Annotated in this window: 24 protein-coding genes, 1 tRNA gene and 1 pseudogene; 23 read left to right on the top strand and 3 right to left on the bottom strand. The window is 36.6% G+C overall.

What is annotated here, in order from left to right; genetic code table 11:
• The first annotated feature begins 1 nt into the window (after window position 1).
• The 16 genes and pseudogenes from CD138_RS14855 (at window position 2) to CD138_RS06765 (ending at window position 11,656) form a co-directional block, all read left to right on the top strand.
• On the top strand, window positions 2-4,306 hold the full coding sequence (locus CD138_RS14855) for a phage tail spike protein (protein ID WP_103265973.1): 4,305 nt from the start codon (window positions 2-4) through the stop codon (window positions 4,304-4,306).
• Window positions 4,287-4,424: a hypothetical protein gene (locus tag CD138_RS14180; RefSeq protein ID WP_019168068.1), complete on the top strand. Its 138-nt coding sequence runs from the start codon at window positions 4,287-4,289 to the stop codon at window positions 4,422-4,424. The genes CD138_RS14855 and CD138_RS14180 overlap by 20 nt, the downstream gene beginning before the upstream one ends.
• Window positions 4,425-4,469: 45 nt before the next feature.
• Complete coding sequence (locus CD138_RS06825; RefSeq protein ID WP_019168067.1) at window positions 4,470-4,769, top strand: hypothetical protein; 300 nt, start codon at window positions 4,470-4,472, stop codon at window positions 4,767-4,769.
• Between the two features lie 36 nt (window positions 4,770-4,805).
• Window positions 4,806-5,228, top strand: a complete 423-nt coding sequence (locus tag CD138_RS06820) for a hypothetical protein (protein ID WP_019168066.1) — start codon at window positions 4,806-4,808, stop codon at window positions 5,226-5,228.
• Window positions 5,212-5,607, top strand: a complete 396-nt coding sequence (locus CD138_RS06815) for a hypothetical protein (protein WP_019168065.1) — start codon at window positions 5,212-5,214, stop codon at window positions 5,605-5,607. Before CD138_RS06820 ends, CD138_RS06815 begins: the two co-directional genes overlap by 17 nt.
• A 45-nt stretch (window positions 5,608-5,652) precedes the next feature.
• Window positions 5,653-5,901 carry a phage holin gene (locus tag CD138_RS06810; protein WP_019168064.1) on the top strand — a complete coding sequence of 83 codons (249 nt, stop codon included), beginning with the start codon at window positions 5,653-5,655 and terminating at the stop codon, window positions 5,899-5,901.
• A 1-nt stretch (window position 5,902) separates the two neighbouring features.
• The gene (locus CD138_RS06805; protein ID WP_019168063.1) at window positions 5,903-7,363 is read left to right on the top strand and encodes an SH3 domain-containing protein; all 1,461 of its coding nucleotides are present in this window, start codon (window positions 5,903-5,905) and stop codon (window positions 7,361-7,363) included.
• 284 nt (window positions 7,364-7,647) lie between these two features.
• Window positions 7,648-8,001, top strand: coding sequence for a hypothetical protein (locus tag CD138_RS06800; RefSeq protein ID WP_019168062.1), 354 nt, complete (start codon window positions 7,648-7,650; stop codon window positions 7,999-8,001).
• Between the two features lie 277 nt (window positions 8,002-8,278).
• A complete protein-coding gene (locus CD138_RS14175) occupies window positions 8,279-8,428 on the top strand; it encodes a hypothetical protein (protein ID WP_019168061.1) in 150 nt (49 codons plus the stop codon).
• A 162-nt stretch (window positions 8,429-8,590) separates the two neighbouring features.
• A complete protein-coding gene (locus CD138_RS06795; RefSeq protein WP_096559672.1) occupies window positions 8,591-8,776 on the top strand; it encodes a hypothetical protein in 186 nt (61 codons plus the stop codon).
• 18 nt (window positions 8,777-8,794) lie between these two features.
• A complete protein-coding gene (locus tag CD138_RS06790; RefSeq protein WP_081583080.1) occupies window positions 8,795-8,941 on the top strand; it encodes a polymorphic toxin type 50 domain-containing protein in 147 nt (48 codons plus the stop codon).
• Window positions 8,941-9,135 (top strand): LSM domain protein, encoded by a 195-nt coding sequence (locus CD138_RS06785; RefSeq protein ID WP_019168044.1) that lies wholly within the window; start codon window positions 8,941-8,943, stop codon window positions 9,133-9,135. Before CD138_RS06790 ends, CD138_RS06785 begins: the two co-directional genes overlap by 1 nt.
• 200 nt (window positions 9,136-9,335) lie before the next feature.
• Window positions 9,336-10,264: pseudogene (locus CD138_RS14640) on the top strand (minor capsid protein); the annotation flags it as partial.
• A 4-nt stretch (window positions 10,265-10,268) separates the two neighbouring features.
• Window positions 10,269-10,409, top strand: coding sequence for a hypothetical protein (locus CD138_RS14165; protein ID WP_019167924.1), 141 nt, complete (start codon window positions 10,269-10,271; stop codon window positions 10,407-10,409).
• Window positions 10,410-10,869: 460 nt separating this feature from the next.
• Window positions 10,870-10,943: transfer RNA gene (locus tag CD138_RS06770), tRNA-Arg, on the top strand.
• A gap of 269 nt (window positions 10,944-11,212) precedes the next feature.
• Complete coding sequence (locus tag CD138_RS06765) at window positions 11,213-11,656, top strand: VOC family protein (protein ID WP_026066901.1); 444 nt, start codon at window positions 11,213-11,215, stop codon at window positions 11,654-11,656.
• A 124-nt stretch (window positions 11,657-11,780) separates the two neighbouring features.
• Here the strand turns inward: CD138_RS06765 and CD138_RS06760 are convergent, their stop codons facing one another.
• Together CD138_RS06760 and CD138_RS14800 are read right to left on the bottom strand one after the other, a co-directional pair.
• Complete coding sequence (locus tag CD138_RS06760) at window positions 11,781-13,085, bottom strand: TrkH family potassium uptake protein (RefSeq protein WP_019169122.1); 1,305 nt, start codon at window positions 13,083-13,085, stop codon at window positions 11,781-11,783.
• Between the two features lie 381 nt (window positions 13,086-13,466).
• A complete protein-coding gene (locus CD138_RS14800; RefSeq protein ID WP_373364644.1) occupies window positions 13,467-13,535 on the bottom strand; it encodes an alpha-1/alpha-2 family phenol-soluble modulin in 69 nt (22 codons plus the stop codon).
• A gap of 435 nt (window positions 13,536-13,970) precedes the next feature.
• On the opposite strand from CD138_RS14800, the gene CD138_RS06750 reads away from it, so the two are divergent.
• A complete protein-coding gene (locus tag CD138_RS06750) occupies window positions 13,971-14,102 on the top strand; it encodes a beta-class phenol-soluble modulin (RefSeq protein ID WP_019169121.1) in 132 nt (43 codons plus the stop codon).
• A gap of 271 nt (window positions 14,103-14,373) precedes the next feature.
• Complete coding sequence (locus CD138_RS06745) at window positions 14,374-15,060, top strand: YjjG family noncanonical pyrimidine nucleotidase (RefSeq protein ID WP_026066900.1); 687 nt, start codon at window positions 14,374-14,376, stop codon at window positions 15,058-15,060.
• Window positions 15,061-15,324: 264 nt separating this feature from the next.
• Here the strand turns inward: CD138_RS06745 and CD138_RS06740 are convergent, their stop codons facing one another.
• Window positions 15,325-15,774 carry an N-acetyltransferase gene (locus tag CD138_RS06740; protein ID WP_019169119.1) on the bottom strand — a complete coding sequence of 150 codons (450 nt, stop codon included), beginning with the start codon at window positions 15,772-15,774 and terminating at the stop codon, window positions 15,325-15,327.
• Between the two features lie 131 nt (window positions 15,775-15,905).
• On the opposite strand from CD138_RS06740, the gene bshC reads away from it, so the two are divergent.
• The 5 genes from bshC to CD138_RS06715 all read left to right on the top strand — a co-directional run bounded on the left by bshC (window position 15,906) and on the right by CD138_RS06715 (window position 21,589).
• The gene (bshC, locus tag CD138_RS06735; protein WP_019169118.1) at window positions 15,906-17,519 is read left to right on the top strand and encodes a bacillithiol biosynthesis cysteine-adding enzyme BshC; all 1,614 of its coding nucleotides are present in this window, start codon (window positions 15,906-15,908) and stop codon (window positions 17,517-17,519) included.
• Between the two features lie 146 nt (window positions 17,520-17,665).
• Window positions 17,666-18,097, top strand: coding sequence for a division/cell wall cluster transcriptional repressor MraZ (gene mraZ / locus CD138_RS06730; RefSeq protein ID WP_014614186.1), 432 nt, complete (start codon window positions 17,666-17,668; stop codon window positions 18,095-18,097).
• Between the two features lie 17 nt (window positions 18,098-18,114).
• Window positions 18,115-19,050: a 16S rRNA (cytosine(1402)-N(4))-methyltransferase RsmH gene (rsmH, locus tag CD138_RS06725; protein ID WP_019169117.1), complete on the top strand. Its 936-nt coding sequence runs from the start codon at window positions 18,115-18,117 to the stop codon at window positions 19,048-19,050.
• An 18-nt stretch (window positions 19,051-19,068) separates the two neighbouring features.
• Window positions 19,069-19,455, top strand: coding sequence for a cell division protein FtsL (gene ftsL, locus CD138_RS06720; RefSeq protein ID WP_019169116.1), 387 nt, complete (start codon window positions 19,069-19,071; stop codon window positions 19,453-19,455).
• Entirely contained in the window at window positions 19,436-21,589 is a 2,154-nt protein-coding gene (locus CD138_RS06715) for a penicillin-binding protein (RefSeq protein WP_019169115.1), read from the top strand. Before ftsL ends, CD138_RS06715 begins: the two co-directional genes overlap by 20 nt.
• The last annotated feature ends 126 nt before the right edge of the window (window positions 21,590-21,715 follow it).

Raw genomic sequence — 21,715 nt, 5'->3', positions numbered from 1 at the left:
ATTGATCCATGTAATGAATTTTAAGGGTGAAATCGTTGATTTTATATCACAATCAGATAATGCGGTGATTCAAGCAACACACAAGCGTGATATAAATGAGCGCATGGAAACATTCGACTTCACGATTTTATCTGAACGTACAACGCATATGCATGAGCGCAATCGCATCATCATTCAAGATAAAAACGGTCAGTATCGTGAATTTATCATCGATAGAATTTCCGCAGATATTGACGGATATACAGAAGTTGAGACGGTCGCGTCGTACCTTGAAGATATAACAAAAGCGCGTCCTTACGCGCCAGGCAAATTAGAAAAAATGACGACTAAACAAGCGTTGTCTGACGTACTGAAAGACACAGGTTGGGAAGTTTCTGACGCTACTGAATTTGGTGGTTTACGAACGACTTCGTGGACATCTTATAACACACGATATGATGTGTTGCTTCAACTGTGTACGACATATGACATGATGGCTGATTTTTATATAGAGGTTGGTTCGAATCGTGTGGATAAACGTTTTGTCGTGCTGCGTAAACGTAATCCACTTTTTAAAGGTAAAGAAATCGAATACGGTAAAGACTTAATAGGTTTAAAAAGGACTGTCGACTTTTCAGAAATTAAAACCGCATTATTATGTGTAGGTCCTGAACCCGAAGAAGGTAAAAAACGTTTAGAATTAGTCGTAAAAGATGATGAAGCACAAGCGAAATACGGCTTGCCTGGTCGTTATAATTGGGCTGTTTACGAACCTGAAACAGAAGACCAAAATATGACAGAAGCACGTTTGCGAACTCTAGGTACAACAGAATTGAACAAACGTAAGTCAGAAGTCATCACATATGAAGTGACCGCAATTGACATTGAAAAAGAATTTAAGCATGAAATCGTTAATTTAGGTGATAAGGTACGAATTAAAGACCGTGAGTTCACGCCACCTTTATATGTTGAAGCTGAGGTCATTTCAGAAGAATATGACTTGATTAGTGAGGACGCGACGTACACTTTCGGCGAATATAAAGAGTTTAAAGAAAGTGATTTGAGAAGCTCATTTGATAGGAAATTAGACGCAATTCGGCAAACGTTAAACGACGGTTTATCAAATGTTAATACAATTGTTAGAGAGTCGCTAGAGGGCGAATTACAATATTTTGAACCTAAGATTTTAAAAGGTGATACGCCACCGGACAATCCAGTCAATGATTTGCTGTGGTTAGACACTAGTAATCCTAAAGTAGCTGTATTGCGTCGTTATTGGAACGGTGAATGGATTAAGTCATCAGCTGAAAATGCAAATGATGTGGGCGCTATAACACGTGAACAAGCGTTATATAGCGAGTTAAGTAATATATTCGTAAACTTAACGATTCAACATAGTAGATTGATACATGAAGTGTCTGACGTTTTAGAATCTGAATACCTTGTTGATACTGATATTAAAGCAGAAGTTAACAGTGATTTAGATGAAACTATCGGCGTGTTTAACGAGATCAAGCAAAATCTTGAAAGTATGACAAGTGAAACGGCAACGATTGGAAAACTTATCGATACACAAGCGTTATTCTTAAAATATCGCGAGAAAATGCAAGCGTTATATAACACCGTCGAAAACGCAAAAATTGCGATTGATGAACGATTTAAGTTATTGCAATCACAATACACTGATGAAAAATATAATGAGGCAATGGAGAAAATCGCAGCCGCCTTGCCTGACGGAAATTGGAATGCTGAAACTGGGCAACTGACAGGCAATATTCCAAATGAAGAAAGAATAAACGAGATTGAAATTGCATTACAACAAAATTTGACAGACCAAATTAATGGTGCAAATCAGATTTTGAATAATCAAGTTGACGCTAAGCTATTGCAATTAAAAGACGAAATCACATTGTCAGTTCATAGTGTTAATGAGAAAATCGATGGTTTGGGCGACGGTGTGAATTTGCTTGATTCATACAATTCAAGTCGTCCTACTTCAATAAACAAAGACATTGTTTCAACAAAATCTTTCCAAGGAAGATATTATGCTACAAATTTATATACTGCTGATTATCTAAAAACTATATTAATTCCTGGTGAAACATACACGTATTCGTATGAAATGGAAATTATAGGACTATCTGAAAAAGAAGTTCCTTATACTAAAAAACACGGAATTATTTTTTATAGTAATGCAATAGCTAAAGATAGAATTTTTTCTTATCAAGACGTTGAAAGAAAAGTAGGAAATAAAATTAAGTATACTCGCACATTTGTAGCTCCTGAGATTACAGATCATAGATTTGTTGCTTATGCCGGTTTTTACACGGACGACGGTACGCTTAAATATCCAATAAGCTCAAACTTAGTGGAGATAACAAACTTTAAACTCGAACTAGGAACTAAAGCAACACCTTACACCGAATCGATTAACGACAGATTAGAACCTATCAAAATACGCACGACAAACGCCGAAAACAGCATCAAAGTGTTACAAGACAGTTTGTTATTAACTGCCACTAAAACAGACGTACAACGCACGCTAGACGAGCAATTAAAGCCGTTGAAAAATGAAGTGAATGAGCAAAAAGCACAACTGCAAATTATGTCTGATTCGATTGATAGTAAAGTGAGTCAATCCGAGTACACATCTAATTTACAAGGTGTGGTAGAACGCTTAGACAACGCTGAAACACATCGACAACAGTTAAGTAATGAGATTACTGATAGAGTGACTTTAAGTGAGTATAACAAAGGTATTGATGATGTAAATCAAACACTAGATATGCATGAAACACGCTTAACGCAAAATGGTAAAGATATTGCGTTAAGCGCAACGCAAGAAGAACTTAACGCTAGTAAAAAGATATTGTCACGTGTGATTGCTGATTTAACTTTAAACACGACAACCGGATTAACGATGACATATGACGAAAATGGTTCTATACAGTCGCACACGGTTGGTCCTGAGGGGATTAAGTTAAAAGGTGATAGAGTTGATATTACAGTCAACAAAGATTTTAATGTGTTGGTCAATGACGTTTCTAAAAAGGCTGATGAAACTAACATTATTAATAAATTGAATCTATCTCGCGAAGGGCTAGATATTAACGTAAATAAAATTGGCATACACGGTGGTAATGATGTTTCGTACGTCGATATTAGAAATGACCAAATTGAATTAAGTGGTGAATATACACGAACTTTCAGAGGAGATACACAAAAAGACTTTGTTTACACGAGGATAAAAGACGGTTTACTTCGTTTTAGAAATAATACACGTAATCGTTCGCTTTATTATTCGGACTTTGGAATTTCGACATACGTTGATGGAGGTCCTAATGAGTCTTCGGGGACACTGCAATTTTTTGATAACACATATAGCAAAAATGCTAGAGGTGTTACTTTGAATAGTGTGAGTGGTGTCGTTGCTTTACGCTCAGATAATAATAGTATTGTTATTGAATCATCATTAACAACTAATATTGAAAGCAATAATTATTCAGTTTATGTAAGACCGTTTAAACAATCGCGTGCAGGTTTAAATGAATTTCAGTTTTATGTGAAAGACGCTGATTCTAGCAGTGATACCGACGGTTGTATTTTATTTGGAAACTTAACTGATCCAAACGGCGTACACGGTTCTGGTATTCGCTTTAGTAAGTCGCGAACTGACAATATCTTATATGTTACTAATCCTAACGGAGATATTGGAACGGGTGATATTTCTGTAAGAGCTGCAGAAATAAGAGGTTATATTAGAACAATCGGCATGTTAGAAATACGACAATGGAGCGATTCGAAAGCGTTTAATCAAATTAAAGTTGGAGCAGTTAATACAACAAATAGTGTTGTAATGGCATCGCACAGTGGTGGAAATGCTTACTATGGTGTTGGTGGCGGAAGTAATGAGATGCGAGTTACTGACAATAACGGTTATAACGGTGGTAACACTAGATATAAAAGTGTTAGAGCTGATACGTTTTATGGTAAAACAGCTTCGAATTCTTCTGAAAAATACAAGACTAATATTGAACCGTGGGATATAAACGCTAGTAAGTTACTTGAAGATACAGTGTTTTATGAATACAACTACAAATCTGATTTAAAAAAAGGAAATAAACAAAAAAGTCACGGTATTATAATCGAGAGAGAAATGCCTAAATTTATCAGTAGGGACGGTGATTCTATTGATTTATATGAATTTATATCCACAATTGGCAAAGCATTACAAGAGCAAATGGAACGTAATGACCGATTAGAATTCAAGATAGAAAATATATATAGAATTTTGGAGGAACAATTAAATGAACAAACTACAAGCTAATCCACAATTAACAATTGATTATCTAACGCAAGAGGTCGCAAGGCTTACACAAGAGAATGCAATGTTAAAAGCAATCATTCAAGAACAAAATAACGATAATGAAGCGTCTGACGAATAGTTAGGCGTTTTTATTATATATAAAATTATTTAGGAGGAATTTATAATGGAACAATTTACAGAATTTTACTTAGTTGAGGTTAACAAAAATGGTGAAGAAAGTGCATTAATGCAAAACTATTCAAATAGTTTTATTAAAGGTGCGTCACCTGCAAATGCGTACAAATTTAAAGATGAGGAGCAAGCAAAAAAAGTGTGTGCAATGCAAAACATGCTCGCTGAAATTTTTAACAATGGTACAAAAACATATTACGTTAAACAAGAGGTAGCGCGTACAAAATATAATCAAGATGGTACAGCGTATAAATCAGCAGAGGAACCGTCATCGAGAGAAGAAACAGAATAAACCTCTAATAAATAGAGATAGAGGAGGTATCGTTATTTGAAAAAGCAAACTTTTAGTGAAACGATTGCATTTGTTTTAATCTTTGGCTTGGGCGCTTTTACATTCGTAAGGGCGCTTTTTTGGTCATATGAACAAAACGAAGTAATCAATGATTCCGAGTTTTATACAAAATTAAATGAAGTGATGCCGATTTGGCTGTGGGGCGTGTTGTTAATGATTGCGTCTCTTATTTTGATGTTGTCAGTATTCTTTTTGCCTAAACAACCATATAACAACGTTTGTAATTACTTGTTGCTATTTGGTGGTTTTTCAACAGCTATCATGTATTTTTTAATGACGAGTGCAAGCATATTCAATGCAATTAATTGGCTGACATGGGCGCAATTTGCCGTATTAACTGTTGTGTGTGGTGCGATTGGTTTCCTCGGGGGTGCAGCAATTTATGAACGACGAAAATAAATTTGTATTGCGTCACGAGTGGGAAAAATCTCGTGGAAAGATTTACGAAAAAATTAACGAGAACGATCGCAAACACACAGAAGCACTAAATAAATTAGAAAAAACTGTGGATAGACAAGTTTTATTACAAGAGCGTGCTTTTGAATCACAAGAGCGTTCAGAAAAGCATCTTGAAACATTAAATGAAACCATGCTGAAATTTGGTAATGACTTTACAGAGATTAGATTTAAAGTGCAAACACATGACGAAAAGTTAGAAGATATTTCTAACGACATTTCAGAAAAGCAAAAAGGAAATGTACAAATTACAACGACGATCATTACTGGAATTTTTGGCGTTATCATGGCAGCTTTAGGCTTAGCGCATTACTTTTTTTAAGGTCGGCACTGACGTGTCGGCTTTTTATTTTAAGGAGGAATAAATATGGAAGATAAAATCAAACAATTTATCGCTTTAATCGGTGGTTTTGTAGGTGCTTTATATCTAGCGTTACAAGCTAGTGGAATCAGTGCGGAATGGATTAATCCGCAAGCAGTGGACGCATGGATTAATGTGTTAAACACTGGCGTGCCACTAGTGTTAGTAGCGTATGGCGTGTGGAAAAACACGTTCATTGTTAAAAAATCAGCACGTGAACAAGAGGAGTATTTAAAAGAGAAAGGGCTGAAATAATATGTTAACGGCTATTGACTATTTAACTAAAAGAGGTTGGAAAATATCGTCAGACCCACGCAAATACGATGGCTATCCTAAAAATTATGGATACCGAAATTACATCGAAAATGGCATTAACTATGATAAGTTTTGCGGTGGTTATCATAGAGCTTTTGACGTATATAGTAACGAAACTGACGACGTGCCTGCTGTAACAAGCGGTACAGTTATTGAAGCGAATGACTACGGTAATTTTGGCGGTACATTTGTTATTCAAGACGCTAATGGTAACGAATGGATCTATGGACATTTGCAACGTGGTTCAATGCGATTTGTTGTAGGCGACAAAGTCAATCAAGGTGACATTATCGGTTTGCAAGGTAATAGCAACTATTACGACAATCCTATGAGTGCGCATTTACATTTACAACTACGACCTAAAGACGCAAAGAATGATGAAAAATCACAAGTATGCAGTGGTTTGGCTATGGAAAAGTACGACATTAGTAAATTGAATGTAAAACAAGATAAATCTAAAAATGGGAGCGTGAAAGAATTGAAACACACTTATTCAAATCATATTAAAGGTAATAAAATAACAGCACCGAAACCTAGTATTCAAGGCGTTGTTATTCATAACGACTACGGAAGTATGACACCTAGTCAATATCTGCCTTGGTTATACGCTCGAGAAAATAACGGTACACATGTGAATGGTTGGGCGAGTGTGTACGCAAATCGTAATGAGGTATTATGGTATCACCCGACTGATTATATCGAGTGGCATTGTGGTAATCAATGGGCAAATGCTAATTTGATTGGTTTTGAGGTTTGCGAATCATATCCTGGTAGAATCTCGGACGAATTATTCTTAGAAAACGAAGAAGCAACATTGAAAGTAGCTGCCGACGTGATGAAGTCATACAGCTTGCCGGTAAACAGAAACACGGTTAATTTGCATAATCAGTATTTCGGTACTTCTTGTCCACATCGTTCATGGGAATTACATGTAGGTAAAGGTGCACCATACACAACTGCAAACCAAAACAAACTGAAAGATTACTTTATCAAGCGCATCAAACATTATTATGACGGTGGAAAGTTAGAAGTTAGCAAAGCAGCAACTATCAAACAATCTGATGTTAAGCAAGAAGTTAAAAAGCAAGAAGCAAAACAAACTGTAAAAGCAACTGACTGGAAACAAAATAAAGACGGAATTTGGTACAAAGCTGAGCATGCTTCATTTACAGTAACGGCAGACGAGGGAATCATTACTCGCTACAACGGTCCTTGGACTGGACACCCAAAAGCCGGCGTATTACAAAAAGGTCAAACGATTAAATATGATGAAGTTCAAAAATTTGATGGTCACGTTTGGGTATCGTGGGAAACATTCGAAGGCGAAACAGTATATATGCCAGTGCGCACGTGGGACGCTAAAACTGGCAAAGTCGGCGAGTTATGGGGCACTATTAAATAAAATATGATATACTATGTATATCCACGACATGATTAAAGGGTAGCCGTAATGGTTACCCTCTTTTTTTATGTTATAATGTATATAAACGATCTACGCTATAATTTACTCAGTTATAGTGTGTGGCTAACTGTTAAAGTGGTTAGCCTTTTTTATATTCATTGAACAATTCAAGTGCTATACCGTTCCTCAAAGCAACGTCCTGGAATAGCTTTTTATACACATTAAGCATTGCTTTATCTGTTGGCAACTCCTCGTCGGAACCGATAACATCATACATACTTTCAATGGAAAACATTTCTCAATATTTTATTGACATTGAGGACAATGGCCAAGCTCAATTTAATATTGAGTACGCCTTGCTCAATGAAGTTAAACACGAAAATGGCAATACGTATTTCGAAGTGGAAATCCACAGAACAGAAGAAGTTCCGTTCGACGATATGATAGAAAAAGATAATATTGATGATTTAGAAGAGAAATGGCTCGAAACGGATCAACAAGGAGAATCGTACATCGAAAGCGGACTTTTTAAAAAAGAAGAAGATGCAAAGGATTATATAACGTTAGTTCTTAAAGGTTTTAGCACATTTGAAAAAGCTGCTAAAGAAAGTGGCGTGTTAAGAGGTTCTCTTGTATAATAAATGTAGGGAGAGGTAACTCGAAAATAGTTACCTCTTTTTCTCGTGGGACAATCTGTGGGACAAATAAATTTAAAAAATATTTTTCCTCCTTGAGATTAGCGATAAAATGCTTTTTATAACGTTAAAATTTACTTTTGCTATTAAAAATAACTTTAAACGTTACAATTAAACAAAATGATAAGTGAATCTAAAGGAACTAGAATAATCGATTTTAAATAGCTATAATAAAGGCGTTAGGAGGGGATTTTATGTTGATTATGAAAAACTTGATAGAATGAAGGCTAAAATCAGAGAAATTACAGATAATATAGATTTTCCTGATGTGGAAGATGCTCCTTTACCATGGATTGAGCCTCCAGAGGGTTTTTATGAATTAACAGACGAAGAATTTAGATATGTTGCCTTTGGAATTAAACCCGAATAAGCACCAGATGAAACGGAAAATTGGTTGAACAGAGAAGTTATAGTTTGGGTAAAACTATCGGTAAGGCATATATTGATAGTAAATTTATAGCAACAAAATGGGGATAGTCCACTACTCAAAAACAGTCACTCATGTTGTACCTTATGAAAAGGAGGGTATTTTATGAAAAAGGAACTTGATTATGAAAAACTTGATAGAATGAGGGCGGAGATAGATGAAGCGAGTAAAAAAACAAAGGCGCCCGATGTCGAAGATATGCCTCTTGAACCGATTGAGCCCCCAGAGGGTTTTTTTGAATTAACAGACGAAGAAATCACATATTTAGCCTTTGGAATTAAACCTGAATGAGCACCAGATGAAACGGAAATTTGGTTGAACAGAGAAGTTATAGATTTTGGTAAAACTGTCGGTAAAGTATATACTGATGGCGAGTTTATAGAAACGAAATTTGGGAAGGTGCACTACTCAAAAACGGGTAGCCACGTTGTCCCTAAAAATGAGAAGAATAAGTAATGGAACTATGGACATATGTCGGAAAAACTGTACGAATAGAACTGACTGACGGTCTACTATTCATCGGTAAGGCTACTGATTATGACGATGAAATGGATAATGAAAGTGGAGAAGATTCTATAAATTTATATAATGGTATAAATTTATATGATTTTAATGAAAGTCAAATTAAATCAATCGAAATTTTAGATTAAGCACCTAGCCGATAAAAAGGTTGAGGTGCTCTTTTTATACCCATTTTTAAGCGACTGTGTTGCAGTGGCTTTTTTTATTGCCCAAACCGTGCTTATGGCGTTAAAAGATGCAAGTGTCGTCCACACCATGCAATGACATCAAACTTGCAAGAGTAGATTTAAATGAGGTGCGAAATATGACGAATTAATGAAAGGCTTTGAACAATCAAGATGAACTGAGAAAAGATATGGAACGGATGGCAAGTCATGTGATGTTATGTGGACGTCATTCGTATGAGTTTGTGCCAGGGATACGTAAGAAACAACAACAGACAGTCGCTAATACGAAAAGGTTATTGATTACCGAAGCTGCACGTGTCCAAACAGAAGCGCAGAAAATACATTATTTAGAAACGATGCGTGACGACGCTGAATATGAGTTTGTGGCGAAACGTGATGAAAGACATCAAAAATCTATCGTCATTATGATCATCAAGTGTTTAAAGCCAAAGACATGATGCCTGGTGTAAATGCCCCACTAATGCACCCCCATTGTCGAAGTACGACAGTCCCTTATGTTGGTAACTGGCGTGAGAAGTTTTTCAAAGATAGACAAGGGAAGTATCAATTGAAAGACGGGGATGCTAGGAAAATTGATACGAATAATGTTGAAGCGGCACATAAACCTAAGAAGCATTGGATTACTGAAAGAGATATAGACAACGTGGAGTTTGTAAATATTCCAGGTCATACAGAAGAGGAAAGTCTTTATATCCAAGAACAGCATAAGAGGTTGTTAAGAAAAGAGATGACTGAAAATGACAGTAATGAATATGCGTTTGTTTCTAAAGGTAAAGATGAAAAAGAGCCGGCTGAAGCTAAAGGGACACAATATGATGTGGATTTCAAACCAGGATTCAATGCAACTGACAGATTGTTAAATAGCCCTGGAAAGTCGTTAATACTGATGCATAATCACCCGGGTGGTTCGAGTTTTTCAACTTATGATTTGATTATGTTTAATGACCGTGAAACTAAAAAAACAATGACTATTGTTACAAATACAGGAAAGGCTATTAACGATAAGGATGTTGAAAAAGCATTGAGAAAATTATATAATAGGGGAATAATAGAGTATAAAGTGAGATGATATTATGATTCCTTTAGGGCTAGATTTACCAGTAACTCGTGAAGAAGCTATAAAAATATTTGAGCAATTAGAAAAAAGGTTTGCAGAAGAAAGAGAAGAAAGAGAAAAAAGAGAACAAGAAGAAAAACAAAATAAACAAAAATAAGCACCTGATGAAACAGTAACTCATTCATCCAGGTGCTCTTTTTATACCCATTTTTAAGCGACTGTGCTGCAGTGGCTTTTTTTATTGCCCAAACCGTGCTTATGGCGTTAAAAGATGCAAGTGTCGTCCACACCATGCAATGACATCAAACTTGCAAGAGTAGATTTAAATGAGGTGCGAAATATGAAAGAACAATGGTAAAAGTTAAGCTTACAGTTTTTTAATGATGCGAGTACTGAAGCGCAACTTAAGTTAGTGAATGATCGTGTGAATGAGGAGATGCAACGGCTATAAAACAATTACACAATAGCATTCTAAATCGTTATGGTAATAAAAAAGATGATTCTACACATCTATTTGTTGTAAATTTTTGTATTAGGTGTTAAATGTTTAATTTTTTTCTTAAGCTTATATTGATTTATAATGTCCGATTCGTTATAATTATCCTTGTGTTGAAAATGTCCTGGTAGCTCAGCTGGATAGAGCAATGGCCTTCTAAGCCATCGGTCGGGGGTTCGAATCCCTCCCAGGACGCTAACTAAGTTTAAGTTTATTAAAACACCGTTATATCACGTGAATTGAAACGTGATATAACGGTGTTTTATTGCATTTATACATCATGTTGAGGCTTTAAATATTCATCTGAAGAGAATGTCATCCGTAATATAAAAAAAGCATAACATTTTCTTCCCTTATCGAATCAAATTTAATTAAATGCGAAGCTTAACAGTCACTTTGTTTCTTTTATTTGATTAAAAGGTATATAGTAGTGAAGTACGTTAAATATGAAAGGGAGATGGACCATGACAAAATTATATCCATATATTGCATTTGAAAATACTAAAGAAGCGTTAGAATATTATGAGGAAGTTTTTGGAGCAACTGAAATTAATCGTCTACCAGTAACTAAAGAACAAGCGGGACATTTTGGTCTTTCACAAGAAGATGCGACGGATGCGACGATGCATGCGGAATTTACGATTGCATCAACACAACTGTTTGGGTCTGATTCATTTGGTAAAGCAGCGACAATTAACGGTGCGATTTCACTCATGTTAGATTACGATGTGAATATTGCGGAGGATGCACAAGAAATTGAAGCGTTATATGACCGCGTGAAAGATCATGAAAGTATTACAGTTGAAATGCCTTTAGAAGAACAATTCTGGGGTGGAAAAATGGACGTATTTACAGATCGTTACGGTATTCGTTGGATGATTCACGGCCAGGATACATCAGCGCAGTAATCGGAAGTGAATGTATAGGTTAGGACGTTATCATTTTGATTTCGTTAAATGCTCAAGTTTGCATCGGGATGAACTAAAAACACGTCATCACATTTTACAAGGTGTGATGGCGTGTTTTTTGCTTTTATAAATATAAATGGCTTTTCGCATAATGAAATGTTTCTCTTGTACGATTGTGTAGGACACCTAATAATGTAAGGACGCCAATTTTACCGGCAATCATCGTGATAATAATGAGTACCTTCGCAAAGGTATCGTACTCTGCAGAAATTCCTGTTGATAAGCCTACTGTCCCAAATGCGGAAATGACTTCAAAAGCAATGGCCTCAAATTGTAAGTTCGGTTGGGCTACTGCAAACCAAAAAATAATGATTATGTTAAACATCATCGCAGTTAATGTAATCGCAACCGCTTTTTGTGTTTGTTTTTGATCAATTGAGCGATGAAAGAGTTGTGTGTGGCGGTGACCTTTCAATGACGTCACCACATATAAAAGTACAAGTGTAAATGTAGTCACTTTAATCCCACCGGCTGCACTAATAGGACCAGCACCAATAAACATTAAAATCATCGTCAACATGAGCGTGCCCGGTGCGAGGTGTGAGAAGTCTATCGTGTTAAAACCTGCTGTACGCGTACTGACAGATTGGAAAAATGAGACTAAGACTTGTTGTGGAAATGACATTCCTTTTAATGCGTGATGATGTTCTAAGATTAAAAAGCCGAGCGTTCCTACAACAATTAAGATCAACGTTACAAACAATGTGACCTTCGTGTGGACGTGTAGTCGTTTTAATTGTCGTGTTGTGATAAGGTCGAATAGCACGATATAGCCGATACCACCTACAATTATTAATAAAGCGATGATCAAATTGACAACGGGATCACTCGCATATGCAATTAAATTGTCACTGAATAAAGAAAACCCAGCATTATTTAGAGCGGAAATGGAAGTAAAGACACTTATGAATATCCCTTCTGACCATCCATACTCAGGCACGAATACAGTTGCAAGTACTATAGCGCCTAACGTTTCAAATACAATTGTGAAGATGAAAATAAATTTTGCGAAGTCAACGACATTGATGTTTTCGTCAATGTTTAGTTCTAATTTGAATAATTGATTGTTTTGAAATGAAATTTTCTTTTGCGAAATCATCAGTGCCAATAAAGACACAGCAACGATTCCCATACCTCCAATTTGAATCAGAAGCATAATTACCGTATCACCTAAAACGTTAAACTGTTCTGTAATATCCACAGTCGTGAGTCCGGTTACTGTAAAAGCACTCGTCGCGACATACATCGCATCGATAAAAGAAATCGGCTTCTGACCCGTCCAAGGTAAGTAAAGAAGAAGACTCCCAATTAACGTTGTACTTAAAAACAAAATAAGATAAAGCAGGATAGGTTGTCTTTTACTATACATCTTTGACGCCTCGGTTCTTTTTGAAGTTATAATATCACGATATGTTCCAAAAACAAATCACTATTTTTCAAAAATACATCAAACAAGCTTTTGGATTGTATTTTCTTGCATTGCTTTTTTCATGTTTTGAAGATGGAAAGTATCCAGTCATTTCATTGAGGGATGAGTGTGTGTCTTCTTTTACATATGAGAGATGAAATTTGAAAATGATAAGTAAGGTGTTTTGAAGAATGGAAACCGCATCTGGACACATTCAATGCGAACAGTGATATTTAACATGGCGCATGGGTTGATTCGAATGGGATTGGGAAGAGTGCTATCAATCGCACTACATGGAAAAAGGCTGGACAATGAATGCCTCAGCCTTTTGAAACGATAGGATTATTTTGCGAATGTATCAATTAACCCTTTAATTACTTTAATAATGCCTAAAATAATATCTGCCCACATCATATGGATAACCTCCTTTATATGTTTATCTTGTATTTTTATTTTAAATGATGACTTGGGTTAAAAGGGGATTACGACTTAACTCGTTCATTTGAATGCTTAACTGTCATTGACGTTGATTTTTAAATACAGTTAGGCATTATATCGTTGCCAATATGTAATTGATATCAAAGTGTCTACGTTTATTGTTAAGTTAAATTTATAAATTATCTTGATTTTAATTGTTAGTTGGTTTTTAAATGTAATTATTAATTTTTAGAAAACAGTTGGGCATCATAACTGTAAAAAATTGGGACGGTTTCAAACGGTTAGGAATGCTAACCAATGAGTTAAGAAATATGGGCGGCAATATTTTTAAAATACGTTATAGTTGAATCAACAAAGCAAACAATTCAACGCTTTGTAATACTAATTATCTTGATGGAGGGTTCTATTATGACAGAATTATTCGAGGCAATTAAAAATACAATCGAGGCAGGAATTAACCACGACTGGGTGACATTAGGTACAAGTATTGCTGACATTGTAGCAAACGGTATTAGCGTGATTAGTGGTTTCTTTGGTTAATTCATAGTTTCAACTTTTGGTAATTTAAATATCAACTTTCCTTAACAATAAATATTTTTGATTAGATGATACATTTCGTGCACGTAGGGTGAACGTGAGCACTGAAATGTATCATTTTTTTATGTTGCATGTGATAATTAAAAGGTATGGTTATTCGAAATTTCCATAGTTTTATCACAGATCTGATGTTTGTCAGGTGAAACGTATGACAGGACATACATCATTTGATACGCTTAGAGAAGGTTTGATTATTATTCGGGAGGCGTGGAATTTGAATTATAAAGTGATTTTATTCGATTTTGATGATACTTTGGTAGATTTTCATGATGCTGAAGTGCAAGCATATGCACATTTAATGCGTCATTATGAAGTACCATCACGCATACATAACTATAAGCGTTTTAAGGAAATTAACCAAAATCATTGGGAAGCATTTCAGCGTGGAGAAATTACAAAAGCGGAAGTGTTGAGTCATCGTTTTATAGAAACATTTGAGACTTATGACATGACAGTGAATCGTCAAGAAGCAGATATTATCTTTCGAGATGGATTGGCACGTGCACCAATTAAATGGCTCACAGGTGTTATGCCGATGTTAGACACCCTTTCTTCACAATATACTTTAGCCATTGTGACAAACGGTGTAACGGATACGCAAAAGCGACGTATTGCGCAAACGAATCTACATTCGATGATGGATCATATTTTCATATCAGATCAAGTAGGGGCACAAAAGCCCAATGTCGCATTTTTTGAAGCTGTTTTTGAGGTGTTTTCTCAGTATGATAAAAAGGACTTCTTAATCGTAGGGGATTCGCTCACTTCAGATATTCAAGGTGGCATCAATGCGGGAATTGATACGTGTTGGTTTAATCATCGACAACTTGAAAATCAAACGACGATTCAACCGACGTATACGATAGAGCATATTGAAGCGTTGAAAGAGATTTTAATGTAAAAGAAGGTATTCATCATGATTTGATTGATAGTGATGAAAGTACAAGGATGAGATTTCCAAAAAGCACGCCAATATTTTTCAGAGGTAGTATAGGATAAAAGATAGCACTGATCTTAAAAGTTATATTTTTAAGATTGCTATTTCTAAAATCACTTTCACAGACGACTCCGATACAAAGATTAGGGGCTGGGACACAATGAAATGCCCAGCCCTCTCCTACAATAGATGACATTCAAAATAGTACACCGCTATCAACTTTAAAGATTATTGTTGTGGTTCCCAGACGAGGATGTCGTGACCATCATCGTTTTTAGCTTCTAAATCTTTAAATCCATTTTTAATAAAGAAACCTTTCGATTCATTTCTCGCAATGGCTTTAATAGGAAAGCCAAAAGATTTTGCATATTCAACGAGTGCAGAACCGTAACCTTTACCTTGATATTTTTTAAGGACTTCAAGTTTCCAAACGACGAGATAATCTTCAAAGTTCGGGAAAAACGTTTCTTCTACTTCACCTTTGCGATACAGGGCCATACGTGCGCCAATCTTTTCCCCAACATAAATCCCGTAAAATGGGGATTCAGAACTCGCATCAATCATCTCACCGTGTAGTTCGTTCACCATATATAAATCTTTGTTGCCAAAATTTTGACGAAAGTCTTCAAAAAGCTCTTCTGTTTTGTAGTTAATGTCAAGGTGTTCAACTTTTGCCATGTGATTACCCCCTTGTCTTTATTAATTTAATTATAGCCTATTTATTTTAAATTTTGAAGCAAGCCGTTAGATTGTCATGCGCGTGTGTAACCTTTATACTGTTATGGAATACTGTTTAAGGAGAAATGAGCATGGATTGTTTAAATATTACAGTCAATGAGTCGGATCAATTTATTAATCGTTTAAAACAACAAGACAAAACTTTGTTACAATTTTTTGATTATGATCCAGTAGAAGCGGAAAGTTATGCACGCCGTATGCAACAACCGAATAATGGCAGAGAACGTGAAGTTGCGAAAGTTGTGCGTCAATATATGGCGGATTTAAAGCTTTCTGAAGCCCAACAACGTGCACTCGATGCTTTAGAAAACGGAGCGAAAGTTGTTGTAGGAGGTCAGCAAGCAGGATTGTTTACAGGGCCACTCTATACTTTTCATAAAATTATTTCAATCATTGTAAAGGCGAATGAACTTGAATCTACATATGATACACCTGTTGTTCCGGTGTTTTGGATTGCGGGTGAGGACCACGACTTTGATGAAGTCAATCATACGTATGTGATGCAGCAACGTATGGGAACATTGCAAAAAGTGAAATATCATACGATGACGCCACCAGAATCCAATGTGTCGCGTTACGTTCCTGATAAAGATGCATTGAAACAAGCATTGACTGATTATTTTGCAGCGTTACCTGAAACATCATATTCGAAAGCATTATATCAACAAATTGCTCATTTTATCGATCAAGCAGACAATTGGACAGCGTTATTCAAAAAAATCGTTCATGAATGCTTTAGTCAATCAGGTTTATTATTGATTGATGCCCAATTTGAACCGCTACGTGAATTAGAAGTACCGTTGTTCAAACAAATCATTCAACAGCATGCGCAAATTGACCAAGCGTTTCGATTACAACAGCAACGTACAAGTGGTGCTGGCTTAACACCCATGATTCAAACGGATACGAATGTCCACTTGTTTATGCATGAAGATGGGCAACGTCAGTTATTAAAGTTTGAAGAGGGCGTCTATCGTTTAAGTAAATCGGACATTACGTTCAGTCAAGCAGCATTATTAGAAAAAATTGAAGCAGAACCGGCACTTTTCTCTAATAATGTAGTCACGCGACCACTCACTGAAGAATGGTTGTTCAACACCGTCGCATTTATCGGAGGACCGAGTGAAATTAAATACTGGGCGGAATTGCAAACAGTCTTTCATGAAATGGACATTGAAATGCCGATTGTGTTACCACGTTTACGATTCACTTATGTAACACCAAAAATCGAAAAATTGTTAGCGACTTATGACCTTGATTTAGCAGATATGATTGCGAATGGGACGAAAGCTGCGCGCCAACGTTTCATACGTGCCCAAGCTTCTGATGAGGTGCTTGCAGAAATGCAACAGATGCTCGACCAACAACATGCCTTTTATGAGCGATTACACGTGGAGTTGAAAGATTCCGAAGACCAGCGTAAGTTGCTGAAAAAGAATCACCAAATTCAAACCCACCAATATGAATATTTGCAATCACGTTACCTTAAAAATATCGAGCGCGAAAATGAAATCAGTATGCGTCATTTCCATTTATTATCGCAAACTTTGCATCCTATGGGAGGACTTCAAGAACGAATTTGGAATCCACTCCAATTATTAAACGAATTTGGGATAGAGATGTACACGACCTCCACCTTCCCTCCACTTCGTTACACGTTTGATCAATATGTCATTAAAACATGATAATATCAATGCTTTGAGAGCTCTTCTGAAAACAGGGGGAGCTCTCTTTTTGTGTCTAAATTGATAAATATTGGAGATTTTTACAGAATTAGTGGAGCATAGTGGTGAGATGTGGTAAATTATAGTAAAGGTGAGGTGATAATAGAATGTTCATGGGTGAATACGAAAATAAACTCGATGCTAAAGGCCGTATGATAGTACCATCAAAATTTCGTTATGACTTAAATGAACGTTTTATTCTCACGCGTGGCCTTGATAAATGTTTATTTGGTTACACACTTGAAGAATGGCAAACCATTGAGGAGAAAATGAAATCCTTACCTTTAACGAAACGTGATGCACGTAAATTTGTGCGTATGTTCTTCTCAGGAGCTATTGAAGTGGAAATCGATAAACAAGGGAGAATTAACATCCCAGCGAAATTAAGAGAGTATGCACATCTTGACAAAGAATGTACGGTGATTGGCGTGTCAAATCGAATTGAGATTTGGGACCGCAACACTTGGAATGATTTTTATGATGAATCTGAAGAGAGCTTTGAAGAGATTGCAGAAGACTTAATTGACTTTGATTTTTAAAAAATGGAGGGTTCGCGGTGTTTCATCACATTAGCGTGTTATTAAAAGAAACTGTAGACCAACTGAATATTAAAGAAGATGGCGTCTATGTGGATTGCACGTTAGGTGGCGCGGGACATTCGCAATATCTTCTGAATCAACTATCGGATGAAGGTCGATTGATTGCGATTGATCAAGATATGACAGCAATCAATCATGCTAAAGAAAAATTGCAACAAGATTTACATAAAGTCACGTTTGTACATAACAACTTTAGAAATTTGGCGAATATTTTAGCTGAATTAAACATAGACAAAGTGGATGGCATTTTATATGACTTAGGTGTTTCAAGCCCTCAACTCGATGTACCAGAACGTGGGTTTAGTTACCAACATAATGCCAAGTTAGACATGAGAATGGACCAAACGCAACCTCTTTCTGCTTACGAAGTTGTCAATACGTGGTCTTATGAAGCACTCGTGAAGATCTTTTTTCGATATGGGGAAGAAAAATTTTCGAAACAAATCGCACGAAAAATTGAAGCAAGACGACAGCAACAACCGATTGAAAACACTTTTGATTTAGTGGAGTGCATCAAGGAAGGGATTCCGGCTAAAGCACGACGAAAAGGTGGCCACCCTGCAAAACGCGTATTTCAAGCAATCCGTATTGCAGTCAATGATGAACTTGCGGCATTTGAAGATTCATTAGAACAAGCGATTGACCATGTGAAAGTAAACGGACGTATTTCAGTCATTACGTTCCATTCATTAGAAGATCGTTTGTGTAAGCAAATGTTTCAAGAATATGAAAAGGGGCCAGATGTCCCAAGAGGATTACCCGTACTTCCAGAAGCATACACACCTAAATTGAAACGTGTGAATAGAAAACCCATCGTAGCGGATGCGACGGACTTAGAAGACAATCATCGTGCGAGAAGTGCAAAACTACGAGTAGCGGAAATATTAAAATAGAGGGGCGAAAAAGAGATTATGGCTGTAGAAAGAATATATGATACCTATCAACCGCAAGTCGAACCACAGAAAAAGCAATCGACACAAAAGCAAACCGTCAAAAAGCAAGTTGTCGTCAAGTTAACACGGTTTGAAAAGATGTTATACATAACGTTAATTACGATTATTGCTGTCATCAGTATTTATCTGTTATCTTTAAAAATGGATGCCTACGATACAAGAGGCAAGATTGCAGATTTAGATCAAAAAATCGAGAAGCAAACGAGTCAAAATAGCGCATTAAAGTCTGAAACAATGGAAAATTCATCGTACAAACGCATTTATAATAAGGCGGAAGGTCAAGGGATGAGCTTGAAGAACGACAATGTAAAGGTAGTGCGTAAAGATGGCGAAACGAAAAATTAAAATTAAAAAAAATAAGCTAGGAGCAGTCCTCCTGATGGGTGTTTTCGGGCTGCTCTTTTTTCTTTTGGTTTTAAGGTATGGTTATGTCATGCTGACAGGACATTCCTCAGGAGAAGACTTGATTGCCAAAGCCAATGAAAAATATTTATCTCATTTAGATGAGGATGCTGAGCGAGGTAAGATTTACGACCGGAACGGCAAAGTATTGGCAGAAGATGTGGACCGTTTCCGTTTAGTGGCGGTTATTGATCCACAAGCAAGTAAAGACTCAGACAAACCACGTCATGTCGTAGATAAGAAAAAAACAGCTAAAGCGCTCGCTAAAATTATCGATATGCCGGAAAAGGATATTGAAAAACGACTCAACACGAAAAAAGCATTCCAAGTCGAGTTTGGTAAATCAGGTCAAAATTTAACATACCAAGATAAAGAAAAGATTGAAAAAGCCAATTTACCTGGTATCACACTTTATCCTGAAGTGAAACGCTTTTATCCGAATGGTAAGTTTGCCTCGCATTTAATTGGGATGGCACAAAAAGACCCGGATACAGGTAAGTTAAAAGGGGCTTTAGGGGTTGAAAAGATTTTTGATAGTTATCTGACGGGTAAAGCTGGGCATACTTCATACACGAAAGATATTTGGGGTTATATTATTCCGAATTCTAAAAATGAAGTCGCACCGCAACGTGGCGATGATGTCCACCTCACCATTGACTCTAACATTCAAGTTTTTGTTGAAGAAGCATTAGATAAAATGGTTGAGCATTATGAACCAAAAGATCTCTTTGCTGTGGTGATGGATGCAAAGACAGGTGAGATATTAGCCTACAGTCAACGTCCGACATTCAATCCAGACACAGGAGAAGACTTCGGAAAAAAATGGGCAAATGATTTATACCAAAATACGTATGAACCAGGTTCGACATTCAAAAGTTTTGGTTTAGCTGCAGCCATTCAAGAAGGGGAATTTAAACCGGACCGTAAATATCAATCAGGATATAGAGATATTCTAGGGTCACGTATTTATGACTGGAACAGAAAAGGTTGGGGCGAAATCAATATGAGTCTCGGTTTTACGTATTCATCAAACACATTAATGATGCGTCTTCAAGACCTTGTCGGTGCAGATAAAATGAAATCATGGTATGAAAAATTTGGATTTGGCAAGTCAACAGGAAGTTTGTTTGAAAGTGAACAATCGGGTAATATTGCATGGGAAAATGAACTGATGCAAAAAACTTCTGCATTCGGTCAATCGACAACAGTGACTCCTGCACAAATGTTGCAAGCCCAATCGGCATTTTTCAATGAAGGTGAAATGTTGCGTCCATATTTTGTCCAATCGATTGTGAATCCAGTGACGGATAACACGTATTATAAAGGTGAACGGGAAGTCACAGGCAAACCAATTAAAAATGATACAGCGAAGAAAGTAAACAAACAATTGGATGAGGTCGTAAACAGTGAGGATAGCCACGCGAAAAACTATCGTGTTGACGGCTATCGCATTGGGGGTAAAACAGGTACAGCACAAGTGGCAGACCCTGAAAATGGGGGCTATGTGAAAGGACCTAACCCATATTTTGTAAGCTTTATGGGGCATGCGCCAAGTAAAAATCCGCGTGTTGTTGTTTATGCAGGTATGAGTTTAGCGCAAAAGAACGATCAAGAAGCTTATGAAATGGGTGTCAGCAAAGCATTTAACCCGATTATGAAAAATACTTTACAATATTTAAATGTCGGCGATAATGAAGTAGATGACAGTAAAACGAAAATCAGCAATGTCCCAGATGTTGAAAATCGTAGCGTACAACGTGCTGAAGATGAAATCAAAGGTAAAAAACTAAATCCAATCGTCATCGGTAACGGCAAAAAGGTTGTGAGTCAATCGCCATCATCAAACGGACAATTATTGCCAAATAGTAATGTAATGTTGCTAACTGAAGGTGATTTAACAATGCCAGATATGACAGGTTGGACGAGAGACGATATTGTTGCCTTCCAATCGTTGACAGATATTAAAGTCGAAGTCAAAGGTAGCGGATTTGTTAAGTCGCAATCGACAGCACCGCAGTCAGCAATTGATAAAAACAGTAAAATTGAAGTCACCTTAGATTCCGAGAAAACAGAATAAGCAATATGTTAAACAGGCACTGGACATAGGGGCTTGAGCTGCAAGTATTGCAGTATGCTTAAGTTGATCCAGTGCTGAATATAGAATGAGTTGCCATGCATCCTATCACTTCAATTGTTGTATATG

Source organism: Staphylococcus intermedius NCTC 11048, from assembly GCF_002902385.1.
Lineage (GTDB): Bacteria > Bacillota > Bacilli > Staphylococcales > Staphylococcaceae > Staphylococcus > Staphylococcus intermedius.
Note: the sequence above shows the minus strand (reverse complement) of the source record. Positions and strands in the feature narration are given on the sequence as shown.

Excerpts from the sequence above, each read along its gene's own strand:
- CD138_RS06765 (WP_026066901.1), top strand. The coding sequence starts at position 11,213 with ATGACAAAATTATATCCATATATTGCATTTGAAAATACTAAAGAAGCG.
- CD138_RS06805 (WP_019168063.1), top strand. The coding sequence starts at position 5,903 with ATGTTAACGGCTATTGACTATTTAACTAAAAGAGGTTGGAAAATATCG.
- mraZ (WP_014614186.1), top strand. The coding sequence starts at position 17,666 with ATGTTCATGGGTGAATACGAAAATAAACTCGATGCTAAAGGCCGTATG.
- bshC (WP_019169118.1), top strand. The coding sequence starts at position 15,906 with ATGGATTGTTTAAATATTACAGTCAATGAGTCGGATCAATTTATTAAT.
- CD138_RS14180 (WP_019168068.1), top strand. The coding sequence starts at position 4,287 with ATGAACAAACTACAAGCTAATCCACAATTAACAATTGATTATCTAACG.
- CD138_RS06740 (WP_019169119.1), bottom strand. The coding sequence starts at position 15,774 with ATGGCAAAAGTTGAACACCTTGACATTAACTACAAAACAGAAGAGCTT.
- CD138_RS06750 (WP_019169121.1), top strand. The coding sequence starts at position 13,971 with ATGACAGAATTATTCGAGGCAATTAAAAATACAATCGAGGCAGGAATT.
- CD138_RS06785 (WP_019168044.1), top strand. The coding sequence starts at position 8,941 with ATGGAACTATGGACATATGTCGGAAAAACTGTACGAATAGAACTGACT.
- ftsL (WP_019169116.1), top strand. The coding sequence starts at position 19,069 with ATGGCTGTAGAAAGAATATATGATACCTATCAACCGCAAGTCGAACCA.
- CD138_RS06715 (WP_019169115.1), top strand. The coding sequence starts at position 19,436 with ATGGCGAAACGAAAAATTAAAATTAAAAAAAATAAGCTAGGAGCAGTC.
- CD138_RS06815 (WP_019168065.1), top strand. The coding sequence starts at position 5,212 with ATGAACGACGAAAATAAATTTGTATTGCGTCACGAGTGGGAAAAATCT.
- CD138_RS06800 (WP_019168062.1), top strand. The coding sequence starts at position 7,648 with ATGGAAAACATTTCTCAATATTTTATTGACATTGAGGACAATGGCCAA.
- CD138_RS06760 (WP_019169122.1), bottom strand. The coding sequence starts at position 13,085 with ATGTATAGTAAAAGACAACCTATCCTGCTTTATCTTATTTTGTTTTTA.
- CD138_RS14165 (WP_019167924.1), top strand. The coding sequence starts at position 10,269 with ATGATTCCTTTAGGGCTAGATTTACCAGTAACTCGTGAAGAAGCTATA.
- CD138_RS06810 (WP_019168064.1), top strand. The coding sequence starts at position 5,653 with ATGGAAGATAAAATCAAACAATTTATCGCTTTAATCGGTGGTTTTGTA.
- CD138_RS06795 (WP_096559672.1), top strand. The coding sequence starts at position 8,591 with ATGAAAAAGGAACTTGATTATGAAAAACTTGATAGAATGAGGGCGGAG.
- CD138_RS06825 (WP_019168067.1), top strand. The coding sequence starts at position 4,470 with ATGGAACAATTTACAGAATTTTACTTAGTTGAGGTTAACAAAAATGGT.
- CD138_RS14175 (WP_019168061.1), top strand. The coding sequence starts at position 8,279 with ATGAAGGCTAAAATCAGAGAAATTACAGATAATATAGATTTTCCTGAT.